Source organism: Alphaproteobacteria bacterium, assembly GCA_030740435.1.
GTDB lineage: Bacteria > Pseudomonadota > Alphaproteobacteria > UBA2966 > UBA2966.
Genome location: JASLXG010000233.1, coordinates 10,845 through 25,358, shown reverse-complemented (window position 1 = coordinate 25,358; position 14,514 = coordinate 10,845). Strand labels below are relative to the sequence as shown.

Annotated in this window: 11 protein-coding genes and 1 tRNA gene; 1 reads left to right on the top strand and 11 read right to left on the bottom strand. The window is 66.4% G+C overall.

From position 1 onward, the window contains the following. Window positions 1–64: 64 nt before the first annotated feature. The 9 genes from clpX to QGG75_21920 all read right to left on the bottom strand — a co-directional run bounded on the left by clpX (window position 65) and on the right by QGG75_21920 (window position 9,726). Window positions 65–1,330, bottom strand: coding sequence for an ATP-dependent Clp protease ATP-binding subunit ClpX (gene clpX, locus QGG75_21960; GenBank protein ID MDP6069891.1), 1,266 nt, complete (start codon window positions 1,328–1,330; stop codon window positions 65–67). Window positions 1,331–1,571: 241 nt separating this feature from the next. Then, complete coding sequence (clpP, locus tag QGG75_21955) at window positions 1,572–2,201, bottom strand: ATP-dependent Clp endopeptidase proteolytic subunit ClpP (GenBank protein ID MDP6069890.1); 630 nt, start codon at window positions 2,199–2,201, stop codon at window positions 1,572–1,574. A 49-nt stretch (window positions 2,202–2,250) separates the two neighbouring features. Then, entirely contained in the window at window positions 2,251–3,777 is a 1,527-nt protein-coding gene (gene tig / locus QGG75_21950; GenBank protein ID MDP6069889.1) for a trigger factor, read from the bottom strand. Between the two features lie 83 nt (window positions 3,778–3,860). After that, window positions 3,861–3,945: transfer RNA gene (locus tag QGG75_21945), tRNA-Leu, on the bottom strand. Between the two features lie 135 nt (window positions 3,946–4,080). Beyond that, window positions 4,081–5,517 (bottom strand): malonyl-CoA decarboxylase, encoded by a 1,437-nt coding sequence (locus tag QGG75_21940; GenBank protein ID MDP6069888.1) that lies wholly within the window; start codon window positions 5,515–5,517, stop codon window positions 4,081–4,083. A 204-nt stretch (window positions 5,518–5,721) separates the two neighbouring features. Then, a complete protein-coding gene (locus tag QGG75_21935) occupies window positions 5,722–5,991 on the bottom strand; it encodes a hypothetical protein (protein MDP6069887.1) in 270 nt (89 codons plus the stop codon). A 123-nt stretch (window positions 5,992–6,114) separates the two neighbouring features. Further along, window positions 6,115–7,614, bottom strand: a complete 1,500-nt coding sequence (locus tag QGG75_21930) for an NAD(P)H-hydrate dehydratase (protein MDP6069886.1) — start codon at window positions 7,612–7,614, stop codon at window positions 6,115–6,117. Then, window positions 7,607–8,308 carry a class I SAM-dependent methyltransferase gene (locus QGG75_21925; GenBank protein ID MDP6069885.1) on the bottom strand — a complete coding sequence of 234 codons (702 nt, stop codon included), beginning with the start codon at window positions 8,306–8,308 and terminating at the stop codon, window positions 7,607–7,609. Before QGG75_21925 ends, QGG75_21930 begins: the two co-directional genes overlap by 8 nt. A gap of 5 nt (window positions 8,309–8,313) precedes the next feature. Further along, window positions 8,314–9,726, bottom strand: coding sequence for an amidase (locus QGG75_21920; GenBank protein MDP6069884.1), 1,413 nt, complete (start codon window positions 9,724–9,726; stop codon window positions 8,314–8,316). A gap of 152 nt (window positions 9,727–9,878) precedes the next feature. Between QGG75_21920 and QGG75_21915 the strand changes: the two genes are divergently transcribed. Beyond that, window positions 9,879–10,574, top strand: a complete 696-nt coding sequence (locus QGG75_21915) for a hypothetical protein (GenBank protein ID MDP6069883.1) — start codon at window positions 9,879–9,881, stop codon at window positions 10,572–10,574. A gap of 9 nt (window positions 10,575–10,583) precedes the next feature. Here QGG75_21915 and QGG75_21910 read toward each other — a convergent pair whose 3' ends face one another. Further along, complete coding sequence (locus QGG75_21910; protein ID MDP6069882.1) at window positions 10,584–11,633, bottom strand: Glu/Leu/Phe/Val dehydrogenase dimerization domain-containing protein; 1,050 nt, start codon at window positions 11,631–11,633, stop codon at window positions 10,584–10,586. A gap of 12 nt (window positions 11,634–11,645) precedes the next feature. Continuing rightward, entirely contained in the window at window positions 11,646–14,510 is a 2,865-nt protein-coding gene (locus tag QGG75_21905) for an AMP-binding protein (GenBank protein MDP6069881.1), read from the bottom strand. Between the last annotated feature and the right edge of the window lie 4 nt (window positions 14,511–14,514).

The window sequence follows — 14,514 nt, the reverse complement described above, 5'->3', positions numbered from 1 at the left end:
CACTGGATTCGGCGCCTGGCTCTTGGCACCTGGGACTCGGGGCTCGGGGCTTGGGGGCTTGGGGTCAGGCGCTGGTCTCCAGGTCTTCGTGCCGATCAGCCAGGATGTGCAAGGGCTGGGCCCGGCCCTCGACGACCTCGGAATTGATTACCACCTCTTCTACGGAACTGAAGCTGGGCAGTTCAAACATGGTGTCGAGCAGGATGTTCTCCATGATCGAGCGCAGGCCGCGGGCGCCGGTCTTGCGGTTGATCGCCTTCTTGGCGATCGAAGCCAGGGCATCGTCGGAGAAAGTCAGGCTGACGTCCTCCATCTCGAAGAGCCGCTGGTACTGTTTGACCAAGGCGTTCTTGGGTTTTTCGAGGATCTCGACCAGCGATTTCTCGTCGAGGTCCGAGAGCGTCGCCAGCACCGGCAGGCGGCCGACGAATTCCGGGATCAGGCCGAACTTCAAGAGATCCTCGGGCTCCACGTCCTTGAGGATTTCGCCGGTCTGGCGTTCGTCGACCGAACGCACGTCGGCGCCGAAGCCGATCGAGGTGCCCTGGCCGCGAGCCGAGATGATCTTCTCCAGGCCCGAGAAGGCGCCGCCGCAAATGAACAGGATGTTGGTGGTGTCGACCTGCAGGAATTCCTGCTGCGGATGCTTGCGCCCGCCTTGGGGCGGCACCGAAGCGACGGTGCCTTCCATGATCTTCAAGAGCGCCTGCTGCACGCCCTCGCCGGAGACGTCGCGGGTGATCGAGGGGTTGTCGGATTTGCGGCTGATCTTGTCGACCTCGTCGATGTAGACGATGCCGCGCTGCGCCCTCTCGACGTTGTAGTCGGCTGCCTGCAAGAGCTTGAGGATGATGTTTTCGACGTCCTCGCCGACGTAGCCGGCCTCGGTCAGCGTTGTCGCATCAGCCATCGTGAAGGGCACGTCGAGGATGCGGGCCAGGGTCTGGGCCAGCAGGGTCTTGCCGCAGCCGGTGGGGCCGATCAGCAGGATGTTCGACTTGGCCAGTTCGACGTCATTGGACTTGCTGCCATGGTTGAGGCGCTTGTAATGATTGTGCACCGCCACCGAGAGCACGCGCTTGGCGTGGTCCTGCCCGATCACGTAATCGGCCAGGATGGCGCAGATATCGGCCGGCGTCGGCACCCCGTCGCGGGTCTTGACCAGCGCGCTCTTGTGCTCCTCGCGGATGATATCCATGCAGAGCTCGACGCACTCGTCGCAAATGAACACCGTGGGACCGGCGATCAGCTTGCGCACCTCGTGCTGGCTCTTGCCGCAGAAAGAACAGTAAAGCGTGTTCTTCGAATCGTTGTTACCGGACTTGCTCATGACGTCCCCGTCGCTACGCCTTTTGCCTCGGCCGGACTGGCAGCCCCGTGGTCGAACGCATGTTAGCCACTCAGCCCCGCCCGCCACAACGCCAAATGTTGAGGCTCAAGCCAAAAACCAATCCCCATCTTGACATCGTTCATCATTATCTTGACATCGTTCATCATTTTCGCCGCCAGCCAATCAAGAATTCGTTAACGACGAAGTCGGTCAAAGGCCGCAGGGCCAGCCGCTCCCACCCCTAGCCGTCATCCTCTTCTTCGTCGAGTTCCGGCCGGTTGCTCACGATGTCGTCGACCAGGCCAAATTCCTTGGCCGCATCGGGGGTCATGAAGGTGTCGCGATCCATAGTGCTTTCGATGCTATCCAGCGGCTGGCCGGTGTGGCGTACGTAAATCTGGTTGAGGCGCTCGCGCTGGGCCAGTATCTCGCGGGCCTGGATCTCGATATCGGTGGCCTGGCCCTGGGCGCCGCCCGAAGGCTGGTGCACCATGATGCGCGAATTGGGCAAGGCGAAACGCTTTTCCTTGGCCCCGGCGGCCAGCAGCAGCGATCCCATCGAGGCCGCCTGGCCGAAGCACAGCGTCGAGACGTCGGGCCGGATGTATTGCATGGTGTCGTAGATGGCCAGCCCCGAGGAGACGATGCCGCCCGGCGAATTGATGTAGAGCGCGATGTCCTTTTGCGGATTCTCAGCCTCGAGAAAGAGGAATTGCGCCGTCACCACGGTGGCCACGTGGTCGTCGACGGGGCCGCTGAGGAAGATGATGCGCTCCTTGAGCAGGCGCGAATAGATGTCGTAGGCCCGCTCGCCACGGTTGGTTTGCTCGACCACCATGGGCACCAGGGTTTGCATCCGGATATCACTCATGTCGTTCTGCTTCGCTCCTTGGGCAGGCGGCCCGGCGGGCGTGGCGCCGTTATTCCTGGGCCGCGGTTTTGGCTTTGGGCTTGGCCTTGGCCTTGGGTTTGGCTTTGGCTTTGGCTTTGGCTTTGGCTTTGGCTTTGGGCTTGGCCGCCTCCTCGCCGTCAGCTTCGTCCTTGGTTTTGGCCGACTTCTTGGCCGGCTTCTTGGCCGGCTTCTTTTCCCCGTCCCCCTCGAGTAGCGCCGTCATCTCGTCCTCGGGCTCGCGCATCAACGCCTCGATCGCCACCAGGCGATCCTCGACCTCGGCCAATTCAAGGATGAAGTCGATGACCTTGTCCTCGAAGATCGGCGCCCGCAACTGGGCCTGGGCTTGGGGGTCTTTCTGGAAGTACTCGATGACCTGGCGTTCCTGGCCGGGAAAGCGCCTGGCCTGGGCCGAGATGGCCTGGTTGACCTCCTCGGGGTGGACCTCGATGTTGTTCTGTTGCCCCACTTCCGAGAGCAGCAAACCCAGCCGCACCCGGCGTTCGGCCACTGGCGCGTAACGTTCCTTGGTCTCGGCTTCGTCGGGTAGCTCGGCCTGGTCGGGGCTCTCGCCCTGCTGCGCCGCTTCGGTGGCCTGCTCGCCGAAGGTCTGCCAGATGGCGTCAAGCTCGGCCGCCACCATGCCCGGCGGCACCTCGAAGTCATGGCTGCCGGCCAGGGCGTCCAGCAGGCTGCGCTTGAGCCTTTCCCGCGAGGCGCCGTCGTAGTCGTGGCCGATCTGTTCGCGCACGGCTTTCTGCAGGGCTTCCATGCTCTCCAGGCCGAGACGCTGGGCGAAGGCATCGTCGAGCGCCAGCTCTTCGCACACCTTGACCGCCTTGACGGTGGTCTCGAAGACTGCCGCCTTGCCCTGCAGGTGGGGCGCCGGATAGTCGTCGGGAAAGTCGACCTTGACGCTGATCTCGTCACCCGCCTTGGCGCCCAACAACTGCTCCTCGAAGCCGGGGATGAAGGACTGGCTGCCCAGCACCAGTTCGTGATCCTGGCCGCTGCCGCCGTCAAAGAGTTCGCCGTCGATGGAGCCGGCGAAATCGATCACCGCGGCATCGCCGTCGGCGGCCAGCCGCCCCTCTTCCTCGGTATAGACGCGTTGGGCCTGGGCCAGGCGGTCGATGGCAAGTTCGACCTCGGTCTCGCTGGGCTCGGCCTTGAGACGTTCGAGCTTGAGCTGGGAAAAGTCGGTGGCGACGATTGTTGGCAGCACCTCGACCGCGATGGTGTATTCGAGATCGCTGCCGGGCTCGAATTTGGTGATCTCGATCTGGGGCTGCAGCGCCGGTTTCAACTCGTTCTCGGCCAGCGCCTGCTGGGTGCCCAGGTTGACCGAGTCCTCGAGCACCTCGCCGGTCACGGCGTCGCCGTATTTCTGGCGCATCAGCCCCACCGGTACCTTGCCGGGGCGGAACCCGGGCAGCTGCGTCGTGGTGGCAAGTTGCTCCAGCCGGGCCGCGATCTTGGTCTCGATCTCGGCGGCCGCGACAACGACAGCGAACTCACGCTTGAGTCCGTCGGCAGTGGTCTGTGTTACCTGCATCAAGCTCTCGTTGGAATTTCGGAAGGATCAAGGTCGCCGAACGGCGCGCTCCGGTTGGCGGTGTGACGGACGAATGACCATCCTGGTGCGGCTGGAGGGACTCGAACCCCCACGCCCGAAGGCACATGCTCCTAAGGCATGCGTGTCTACCAGTTCCACCACAGCCGCATCTGGCTGTTCCAGGGATGCCTAAGCTCCACCTCCTGCGGAAAGGCCACCCTCTATATCACACAAGAATTCGCCTTTGCCAGCGCTAAGGCGAGTGTCCCCAGGAGGATCTCGGGAGACCCCGGGGAAGGCATGTTACTTCAGCAAGTTGCGCACCGCCGGCAAGGCCACGACGGTGCCGTCGGTGGCGTAGGCTTCGTGATTGGCCTCGATATCGGCCAGCTTGTAGCGGTAGTTGACCATCAGTCCGGCCGATTGCCCGAGGCCCTCGGGCGAGGCGTTGCCCAACCAGTTGAGACGCTCGACGCGAGCCCCGTTCGAGAGATGGAAATGAGCCACCCGGTCGAGCGCCGCGCCATGGCGCTTTTCCTCCAGCAAATAGCGGGCGGCGCTGCGCAGCAGCAGCGGCCGCAATGCCTGTACCACTTCGCCATCATCGGGCCAGTCGGGCCGGGCCAGCAGCACCGCCAGTCCGCTGGCCGCGTTGTCGGCCCCGGTCAGGGCCTTGAAGCTGCGTTCCTCGGCGGCGCCGAAGTCGATGGCACCGGCCGCCGCGGCGCTTTCCAGCCAACCCCGAAAGCCCGGCATCGGCGACAGCGTGGCGAAACGCTTGAGGCCCGGCAACTCGGGCAGCAGGTCGTCGACCACGCGTTTGATCAAAAAGCTGCCGAAGCTGACCCCGGCAAGTCCTTTCTGGGCGTTGGAGATGGAATAGAAGATGGCCGTGTCGGCATCTTCGGCATCACCCGCCGGGGCACCTTCGTCGAGCAGTTCCTGGACGTTGCCGGCCATGCCGGCGACCAGCGCCACCTCGATGAAGATCAGCGGCTCTTGCGGCATGCGCGGATGAAAGAAGGCATAACAGCGTCGGTCCGAGCCAAGCCGGTTCTTGAGGTCGTCCCAGGACTGGATGGCGTGCACCGCCTCGTAGGCGATGAGGCGCTCCAGCAACGCCGCCGGGGCCTCCCAGGTGATGCGCTTGAGGTCGAGAAAGCCGATATCGAACCACGACGCCAACAGGCCCCTGAGATCGTCGTCCAGGGCTTTCAGGCTGACCTCACGCCGGGCCAACGGCAGCAGGTCGGCGCGCATGTCGACGAGAAACTTGACGCCCTGATCAAGGGCGTTGAACTGGGTCAGAAGCTTGACCCGAGGCGGCACCAGGGCCGCCCGCAGCTTCGTTTCGGCGGCATCGAAGGCGGCGCCTTCGGCCGCCTGCAGGGCCGCCGTGGCCAGTTTGAGGGCGTCACGGTCGACGCCGTAGTTGGCCGCCAGCAGACGCAGGAAGCGCTGCCGGCCAGTGGCGCTGAGACCAAGATAGGTGCGGCCCAGGTCGGCCGCCCGGGCGCGGGCCGAAACCTCGCCGCCGCGGGCCTCCAGACAAGCCGCGATCTGGCCCGCCAGGCGTTCGGCGTCCTCGTCCGGCAGGTCGGCCCGAACGCTGCCGGTGAGCGCCACCCGGGCCGAACCGGCGACGTCCTTCCAGGCCCGCCGAATATTGCGTACCGCGCGGTCGAAAAACCCGGCTGGCGCCGGGCCGGCGGATTCCCCTGGCTGCTCTTGTGTGCTCATGCCTTGCTAATGTGTGACGCCGGACGACAAACCGCAAGCCCCAGGTTGGTCGTCCCCGGCTGGCTCGCTCGCAAGTCGTACGAGGGCACCCGAAACAGGCGCCCGAGGACTGCCCCGCAATATAAAGTAACAGGTTAAGAAAATATCTTAACTATCTGTATTTTAATATTTTAATAATCTATTATTGCCAAATTATCGTACTCCTCAACTGGCCGCGGCCAATTCCTGCGGCGGACCCGGGCGAAAATCGGCCAGGAAAGCGGCGGTGGCCAGGGTGCGCTGGCCGGTATCGAGGATCTTGCCAGAGAGGTGGGCGGTCAATTCGAAGCGCACATGGGGCACGCCATAGGCGTCTTCGGCCAGGGCCACGATCTCCGCCGTCTCGCTGACGTTGGTGGCGAGGAGACGATGATAAAGGCCGCCCACGGCGACTTCGTCGAAATGCCTTGGTTTGCGTCGCAGTAAATGCATCATGATGCTCTCCCCAAATTATTGTAATTCTATATTTGGGGAAATTAACCATTTTATTCAAGACGGTCGGCGAAACTATCGTTTATCTTTAACGTATTACTTTCGAATACTTTCTGAAAAAAATACCTAAAATTCTTCACGTTGCAGATTTCGCAGCACCGCCGGCAGCGAGCGCTCCAGGTCCTCGGCGATCAGGCCGGGCCCGAAGGCGGCGGCGGCGGCGCCGTGCAGCCAGGTTGCCACGCAGGCCGCCGTGAAGGCCGGCAGCCCCTGGGCCAGAAATCCGAGCACCAAGCCGGCCAGCACGTCGCCTGACCCCGCGGTGGCCAACTCAGGCGGCGCGTTGGCATTGATCACGGCCCGGCCGCCGGGCTCGGCGATCACCGTGTCGGGGCCCTTGTGCAGCACCACGGCGCCTGAACGAGCGGCGGCGGCCCGCGTGGCGGCCAGCTTGTCGCCGCCGTGGGGCCCAGCCAAGTCGGCGAAAAGCCGCGCGAATTCGCCGCCGTGCGGCGTCAGCACGACGTCCTCGCGCAAAGCCGCGAACAGGGCCTCGGGATGCTCGGCGAAAGTTGTCAGGGCGTCGGCATCGAGAACCACGGCCGCCCTCCCGGCCAGGGCCGCCAGGACGTTCTCGCGGGTGGCCTTACCAACCCCGTTGCCCGGCCCCAGCAATACGGCGTTGCGACGGCGCTCGGCCAAAAAACGGGCCAGTTCCTCGGCGCCATCGAAGCTCGCCGTCATGACCGCCGTGAGTTGGCTGGCGTTGACGATCAAGGCCGCCGGCGGCCCGGCCACCGTGACCACCCCGGCACCGCTGCGCAGCGCTCCCCGGGCGGCCAGGCGGGCGGCTCCGGTGGTGGCCGGGCCGCCGCTCACCACCACGGCGTGGCCGCGGCCATACTTGTGCTGCCCTGCTTGCGGCCAGGGATAGTCGGCCAGCCAGAGATCGGGATGGTTGGCGGCGGCCCGCGGGGCGATCTTCGCCACCACGTCGTCGGCGATGCCGATGTCGACAACCACGGTCTCGCCGCAAAGCGCCCCTCCCGGCTGCAGCAAATGGCCAGGCTTGGGCCGACAAAACGTCACCGTCAGGGCGGCTGGCGCGGCAGTACCCAGCACCGCGCCGGTGTCACCCGAGACGCCGCTGGGCATATCGACGGCGACGCAAACGAGGCCGCGCTCGCCCACAGATCGCAAAGTCTCGGCCGCCAGGCCGCCGACATCGCGCGCCAGACCGGCCCCGAAGACGGCGTCGACCACCAGGGTGCAGCCCTCCAGCAGCGCCGGCTCCAGGGCCTCGACCGGGCCCGTCCAGCGCGCCGCCATGGCCGCGGCGTCGCCCTCCAGCGCCTCGACCGGGCCCAACAGGCCAAGGCGCACCTGCCAGCCCGCCTCCGCCAGCAGCCTGGCCACCACGAATCCGTCGCCGCCGTTGTTGCCCGGCCCAGTCAGGATGGCGGCGCTCTGGGCCGGCCAGCGCCGGGTGATCTCGGCGGCGACGCCGGCCCCCGCGGCCTCCATCAGCTCGATCCCGGGCACACCGCCGGCGATGGCCGCGGCGTCGGCCCGATAGATGTCCTCGACCGTCAGCAGCGCCTGGCTCAACCAGCCGCTTTCAGCCATTATTGATGCCGCGATAGAGGCGCAGGCGCACGGGCTGGGCAAAGCGGTGGCCGTCCTCGCCACGCGCCGCCTCGAAACGCGCCCGCACTTCCGGCGTGTCGACCCGGTGGCGCTCGAACTTGACATGGGTGCGGCTGAGCGTGGCTTCTAGGTAGGTCTCGAAGTCGGCGAAGCTCATCGACAAGTCGTACCAATATTCCTGCATCTCGCCAAACAGCGCAGGCGCCGCCCGGTCCAAGATCTCGAGCGCGGCCAGACGGGCCGGTGATTCGTTATTGAAGGACTTCTGCAGATCCCAGTAGCTGCCGGAGTAATCGGGCTCGAGCACATAGAGAAAACCGCTTCGCCTGAGCACGCGCACCGCCTCGCGCAGTGCCGGCTCCATCTCGTCGATAGCCATGTGGTGGAGCGAGCGCGACATGATCACGCCGTCCTGGCTGCCGTCGTCCAGCGGCAAGGCGATGGCCGGCGCCTCGGCAAAGCGCAATCCCTCCTCGGCCGGGGCCTCGCGGTTCTTGGCGGCCTGGATGGCATCGGGATCGACACCCAGCACACGGGCGCCGCGCTGGGCCAATTCGCGGCTCAGCTTGCCAGCGCCGCAGCCCACGTCGACCAGATCCAGGCCGGCCACCTCGAGCAGTTGATCGAGAGCCTCGATATCGCTGGCGGCCTCGAGGGTTTTGCGTTCAGACATCGTTGCTATTCCGGTTCCGCCAGGGAGGGACGTTGCAGGTGAAAGGGATGGGCTGTCTCGTAGGCTCGGGCGGCGCGCAGCACGGTGGCTTCCTCGTAGGCCCGGCCGACGATCTGCAGGCCCACCGGCAGGCCTTCGTCGGTGAAGCCGCAGGGCACGCTGGCGGCCGGCTGTCCGGTCATGTTGAAGGGATAGCTGAAAGGCGTCCAGGAGAGCCACTTGAAGCCGTCGTCCGGCCAGGGCGAAAGCTTCCCCGCCGCGAACGCCGGCACCGCCAGCGAGGGCGTCAGCAAAAGGTCGTAGGTCTGGCCGAAGGTCTTCATGGCCAGGCCTACCTCGGCGCGGCAATCGACGGCGCGCAGGTATTCGATCAGGTCGATACGCCGGCCCTGTTCGCAGATGTCGGCGAGATCGGGCTCGAGCTCGGCCATCTGGGCCGGCGAAAAATCGCGCATGGCGTTGGCCGAGGCCACCCACCAGATGGTGCGGAAGGCCTCGGTGGGATCGGCGAAGGGCGGCGCAACTTCTTCGACGTGGGCGCCAAGCTCGGCCAAGGCCTGGGCCGCCTTGGCCACGCGGTCGGCGACCTGGGCGTCGACCCGGCCGTAGCCCAAATCGGGGCTGAAACCGATGCGCAGGCCGGCGACCCCGTCATCGAGACCATCGCGCCAATCGCTGCCGTGGTATTCGAGCGCCAGCCAATCGCGCGCATCGGGCTGGGTGACCACCGTCAGCATCAGGGCCGCGTCCTCGACGGTGCGGGCCATCGGCCCGGGGTGGCTGAGGGTGTTGTAGGGGCTGGCGGGATAGGCCGGCACGCGGCCGAACTGAGCCTTGATGCCGAAGGTGCCGCTGAAGCCCGAGGGGATACGGATCGAGCCGCCGCCGTCACCGCCGGTAGCCAGGGCACAGAAGCCGGCCGCCAGGGCCGCCGCGGCGCCCCCGGAGGAGCCGCCGGGCGTGCATTCGGTATTCCAGGGATTGCGCGTGATGCCGGTCAATGGGCTGTCGGTGATGCCCTTCCAGCCGAACTCGGGTGTCGTGGTCTTGCCCAGAAAGACGGCGCCCTGCTCGCGCAGGCGGGCCACCATGGGTGTGTCTTCGTCGCTGGGCTGATCGGCCGCCACGGTGCGCGAGCCCTTGCGGAGCGGCCAGCCCTTGGCGGCGTTGAGGTCCTTGATCGAGGTCGGTACGCCGTCCACCAGGCCCAGCGGCTGGCCCCGGTTCCAACGATCCTCCGACAGGCGGGCCGCGGCCAGGGCTTCGTCTTCGGCGACCAGGCAGTAGGCGTTGATGGCACCGTCGTAGCGCTCGATGCGGGCCAGCGTGGCCTGGGTGACGTCGACGGGTGAGAGCGACTTTTCGCCATAACGCCGCAGCAGTTCGCTGGCCGACAGGTAACAAAGATCTTCCGACACACGTCTTCTCCCAAGATTTCGCCAAGCCGTTCGGCTGCACCATTGTTGCGGCCGGGCGCCAATCGTGCAAGCGGCACCGGCTTGCGCCACCGCCCCGGCCCAGGTATCAGAAGAACCAGACGATGCCCGCCATCAGCCCTTGAGGAAACCCAATGTCATCCGACGTGCCCACCTCGACGCAAAACCTGGCGGCCTACGTCGAGCTCTATTTCGATCAGCCCCCCGAGGGGGTCGATGCCAGTACGGCGGCCGGGGCCGGCATGCTGACCAGCGGCATCCATGACCTGCTGCACCACCGCGACACCAAGGGCCGGACGGTGGTGGTCGAGGAACTCAACGCCCGGGCCGAAAAAGAGCTGTTGGTGGCCAACGACGATGCCGTCTACGCCGCCATCTACCGCTACCGCCGCGCCGCCCTGGAGGGCGCCGCCCGGGTCAACCTGCGCCTCCTGGCCCGCATCATGATCGCCACCGTGTTGTCCGGCGACACCACGCCGGACCGTTATCTGGTGTATGCCGACATCATCGCCGCGCTGACACCCGAGGAAGTCACCCTGATCGCCACCATGTTGCGTATCGACCGACGGATGCTGGACACTGGCGACAGCGTCGAGGAACAGTTGGCCAGCGGCTGGCGTGCCCTCAAACAGGCCATGGTGCCCGACCCCTACCCCTCCGCCGCCGCATTGCAGGCAGCCTGCAGCCGGGCCACGCGCTCGGGCCTGGTGCTGCCCCAGACAGCGGCCGGCATCATCAGCTACCACACCAGCCCGCTGATGGACCTCTTGGAGGACCTGGCCTCGTTCGCCCAGGCACTGCAATACGAGCGCGACAACGCCGAAGGCTGATTGGGCCGTCTATCCGGCCCGCTTGGCGGCCAGCTTTTCACGGGCCATGGCATCGGCGATGTCGCCGGTCGCCTGCCCTTCCGCCGCCGCCCGGACGAAGATTTCGCCCAGCAAGTCGCCGATGCCATGGAGGCGGCGCAGCACGCGCTGTTCGTCGCGCCGGCCGGCCACCATCTCGTCGGCGATGCTGATGAAGCCGCCGGCGTTGATGACGTAATCGGGGGCATAAAGAATGCCGGCCTGGCTCAGGGCCTGGCCGTGGCGCTCCTCGAGCAACTGGTTGTTGGCCGAGTCGGCGACGATGTCGCATTCCAGCCGGCCGATGGTTTGGTCGTTGAGGATGGCGCCCATGGCGCAGGGCGCGAAGACCTCGGCATCGACGGCGTAAATCTCGTCGGGCGGCATGGCCACCGCCTCGAATTCGGCGACGCAGCGCGCCACCAATTCGTCATCGACGTCGGCCACGCTCAGGCGCGCACCCTCGGCCGCCAGCAGACGGCAAAGATGATAGCCGACGTTGCCCAGCCCCTGGACGGCGACGCCAAGACCTTTGAGGTCGTGGCGCCCGAGCTTATGCCGGACCGCCGCCTGGATGCCGGCCAACACACCGACGGCGGTATCGGGCGAGGGATCCTGGGCCTGGCTGGCGCTGGTGCCGTGGACGTAGGCGGATTCCTGGGCCGCCCAATCCATGTCCTGCATGGTCACGCCCATGTCCTCGCCGGTGTGGTAGCGCCCGGCCAAAGATTCCACGGCCCGGCCAAAGGCGCGGAAAAGCGCTTCCGTCTTGTCCCTGTGGGGATCGCCGATGATGACGCTTTTGCCGCCGCCATAGGGCAGATCGGCCATCACCGCCTTGTAGGTCATGCCGCGCGCCAGCCTCAGCGCATCAACAATGGCGTCCTGTTCGCTGGCATAGGTCTTCATGCGGCAGCCCCCGGCGGCCGGGCCCAGGGTGGTGTCGTGGATGGCGATGATGGCGCGCAAGCCGGTCGCCCGGTCGTTGAAGAAGTGGACCTCTTCGTGGTCGTCGTAGGCGGGCGAGGAGAAGATGGGCATGGTGACCTCCGTTCAGTTTTTTCCGCCATCCTGGTAGGCGCCCTGGCTGGTCTCGTAAGCCAGATCCGGCTCGCCGCAAGTACGCAGCATTTTTTCGCGCACCGCGTCGCGCAGCCGGATGGCGGCGGCCCAATCGGCACCGTCGGGCTCGACGCTTTCGCTGACGCTTACGGTGAGGCTGCCGCGGCGGGGGAACCAGGTGCCGTCGCGCAGCACGTAGCGGCTGCCCCGGATGGCCACGGTTACTACCGGTATCCGCCCCTCCGCCGCCATCTGGAAGGCGCCCATGCGGAACGGCAGCAGCCCCGGCATTCGCGTCAGCGTGCCTTCGGGAAAGAGCGCGATCGAGGTCCCTGCTTTGACCGTCGCCAAGATCTGGCCAGTGTCCTCGACGCCCTGCCGGGGGTCGAAGCGCTCGACGAAAAACACCCCGAGATGATCGAGAAACAGCCGGATCAATAGGTTCGATCTGAGCTCGCCCTTGGCCACGAAACCGAAGGACCTGGGCAACGCTGCCGCCAGCACCAGAGGATCGATGTAGCTGGCGTGGTTGCTACAGATGATGGCGGTGCCCGGGGGCAGTTCGTCGAGCCCGCGCACCTTCAGCGGCGTTCCGGTGAGGCCGAAGACAAGGCGCGCCATCTGGCGCAAAAGCCCCTGGTTGAAGCGCCGCCAGGGCAACACCGTCAGCACGGGCCAGAGCAAGACGGCAGCCAGGGCGATGACCAGCCACCACCAGCCGGCATAGAGATAGTCGCCGCCGCGGCGCAACAGGCGGCGGGCCTCGGGCACCAGGCTGGCGCCGGCCAGGCGGGCGAATTGCAGCCACACGGCGCCCCGGCCCTTGTCCGCCGCGCCGCTGCGGTAGAGGTCGCGACAGGCGGCGCGGCGGATCTTGCCGCTCGAGGTCTTGAGCACCGCCTGGGGCGGCACCAGAGCGACGTCGTCGGGCGGCGCCCCCAAGAGGTCGCTGACGATGCCTTCGATGTCTCTCTCCAGTTGCTGGCGCGGGGCGGCGTCCTCGAGGCGGGTTTCGGCCATCACCACCAGGCGCTCGGTGCCGCTGTGGGCGTCGGCGTAGCCGAAGACGGCGACGCAGCCGGTGCGCACATCGTCGAGATCGCCTACCGCGCGCTCCACCTCCTGGGGATAGATGTTGCGGCCGGCCTTGATGATGATGTCCTTGCGCCGGCCGGTGAGGAAAGCATCGCCCCCCCACATGTAGGCGAAGTCGCCGGTATCGATCCAGTCGCCGTCGAACATCTCCTTCGTGGCCTCGGGGTTGCGGAAATAGCCGCTGGTACTGGAGGGGCCGCGAAACTGCAGACGCCCCTCCTGGCGCTCGGGCAACTCGCGACCGCCATCGTCGACGATGCGGAACTCGTGACCCGGCAGCGGTTGACCACAGGCCACGAAGGCCAGTGGATTGTCGTCGTCCTCGGCGGCCGGGATGGCCTGGCCGGCGGCAGTGAAGGGCTCACGCCGGATGCGGTCGACCAGCGGCCCGCGCTCGAGCGGCGGAAAAGCCAGGCCGACCGAGGACTCGGCCAGGCCGTAGACCGGTTTCATGCTCGCCGCCTCGAAGCCATAAGGTGCGAAGCGTTCGATAAAGGCCTCCATGGTTTCGGGAATCACCGGCTCGGCACCGTTGGCGGCGATCCGCCAGGAGCCCAGATCGAGACCTTCGAGAGCCGCCTCGTCGATACGCTGGGTGCAGAGCTCATAGGCGAAATTGGGAGCCGCCGAGATCGAGCCGCGGTGTTCGTGGATGACCCAGAGCCAGCGCTCGGGGTGGGCCAGGAAGGTGAGCGGCGACATCACCACCAGTTTGACGGCGTGGTACATGCTGCCGAGCCAGGCGCCGATCAGGCCCATGTCGTGATAGAGCGGCAGCCAACTGACGAAGACGTCGGTCGAATCGGCCTTCAGCGCCAGGCCCATGGCGCGCACGTTGGCCATCAGGTTGGCATGCGTCAGCATGACGCCCTTGGGCGCTCCGGTGCTGCCCGAGGTGTACTGCAAAAAGGCCAGGTCGTCGGGTTTGACCACCGGCCAGGGCTGGTCGCCCGGCGGCTGGCGCAGATCGTCGACAGTGACGACCTGGGCAAGCTCATGCACTTGCGAGCGCAGATAGCGCGCCAGCGGTTTGGCCTCGGGCACGGTGATCAGCACCGGCACGCGGGCGTTGGCCAGGATGCCGGCCTGACGCCTGAAATGGTCCTCGATCTGGCTCAAGCGTGCCGGCGGGTAGTTGGGCACCGGCACGGCGCCAACCAGCAGGATACCGAAGAAGGCGTAAAAGAAATCGAGCCCCGTGGGCAGCATGATGGCCACCCCCTGCCCCGGCATGACGTCGCGCTGGCGCAGCCCGGCGGCCACCTCGCGGGCCCGCTCGCGGAGCTCGCGGTAGCTGATCTCGTGTTCGGAGCCGTCCTCGGCCAGGAAGCGCACGTGGGGCCGGTCGGGATGCGTCAGCACGTGCCAGTCGAGCATCTCGACCAGCGTCGTGGCGCCCAGCGGCAGGGCCTCGGCCCGGCTCGGCTCGGCGCTGCGCAGCACCTCCGGAGCCGGCCCCCGGGGCCGGGCCGGGCCGGCGTTTGCGACTGCGCGCAAGAGATCGCGCGGCGATTCGGCGCTGGCCAGGAGCTGTTCCGGAAGCTGCACCTCTAAGCCTTGTTCGAGGCGCATGAGCAACTCGACCCGGCCCAGGCTGTCGAGACCGAGGTCACGCTCCAGCGAACTATCGAGGACCAGGGCAAGTGTCGCCGCCTTGTGCGGGTGAAGTTCGAGCACGAGCTGGCGGCAGACCTCGAGCAGCCGGGCGGTGCGGGCCTCGGATTCCTCTCGGCTGAGGTCTTCCTCGACGGTGCTGGCCATCTCC

Excerpts from the sequence above, each read along its gene's own strand:
- QGG75_21905 (MDP6069881.1), bottom strand. The coding sequence starts at position 14,510 with ATGGCCAGCACCGTCGAGGAAGACCTCAGCCGAGAGGAATCCGAGGCC.
- QGG75_21940 (MDP6069888.1), bottom strand. The coding sequence starts at position 5,517 with ATGAGCACACAAGAGCAGCCAGGGGAATCCGCCGGCCCGGCGCCAGCC.
- QGG75_21935 (MDP6069887.1), bottom strand. The coding sequence starts at position 5,991 with ATGATGCATTTACTGCGACGCAAACCAAGGCATTTCGACGAAGTCGCC.
- clpP (MDP6069890.1), bottom strand. The coding sequence starts at position 2,201 with ATGAGTGATATCCGGATGCAAACCCTGGTGCCCATGGTGGTCGAGCAA.
- QGG75_21910 (MDP6069882.1), bottom strand. The coding sequence starts at position 11,633 with ATGCCCATCTTCTCCTCGCCCGCCTACGACGACCACGAAGAGGTCCAC.
- clpX (MDP6069891.1), bottom strand. The coding sequence starts at position 1,330 with ATGAGCAAGTCCGGTAACAACGATTCGAAGAACACGCTTTACTGTTCT.
- tig (MDP6069889.1), bottom strand. The coding sequence starts at position 3,777 with ATGCAGGTAACACAGACCACTGCCGACGGACTCAAGCGTGAGTTCGCT.
- QGG75_21925 (MDP6069885.1), bottom strand. The coding sequence starts at position 8,308 with ATGTCTGAACGCAAAACCCTCGAGGCCGCCAGCGATATCGAGGCTCTC.
- QGG75_21915 (MDP6069883.1), top strand. The coding sequence starts at position 9,879 with ATGTCATCCGACGTGCCCACCTCGACGCAAAACCTGGCGGCCTACGTC.
- QGG75_21930 (MDP6069886.1), bottom strand. The coding sequence starts at position 7,614 with ATGGCTGAAAGCGGCTGGTTGAGCCAGGCGCTGCTGACGGTCGAGGAC.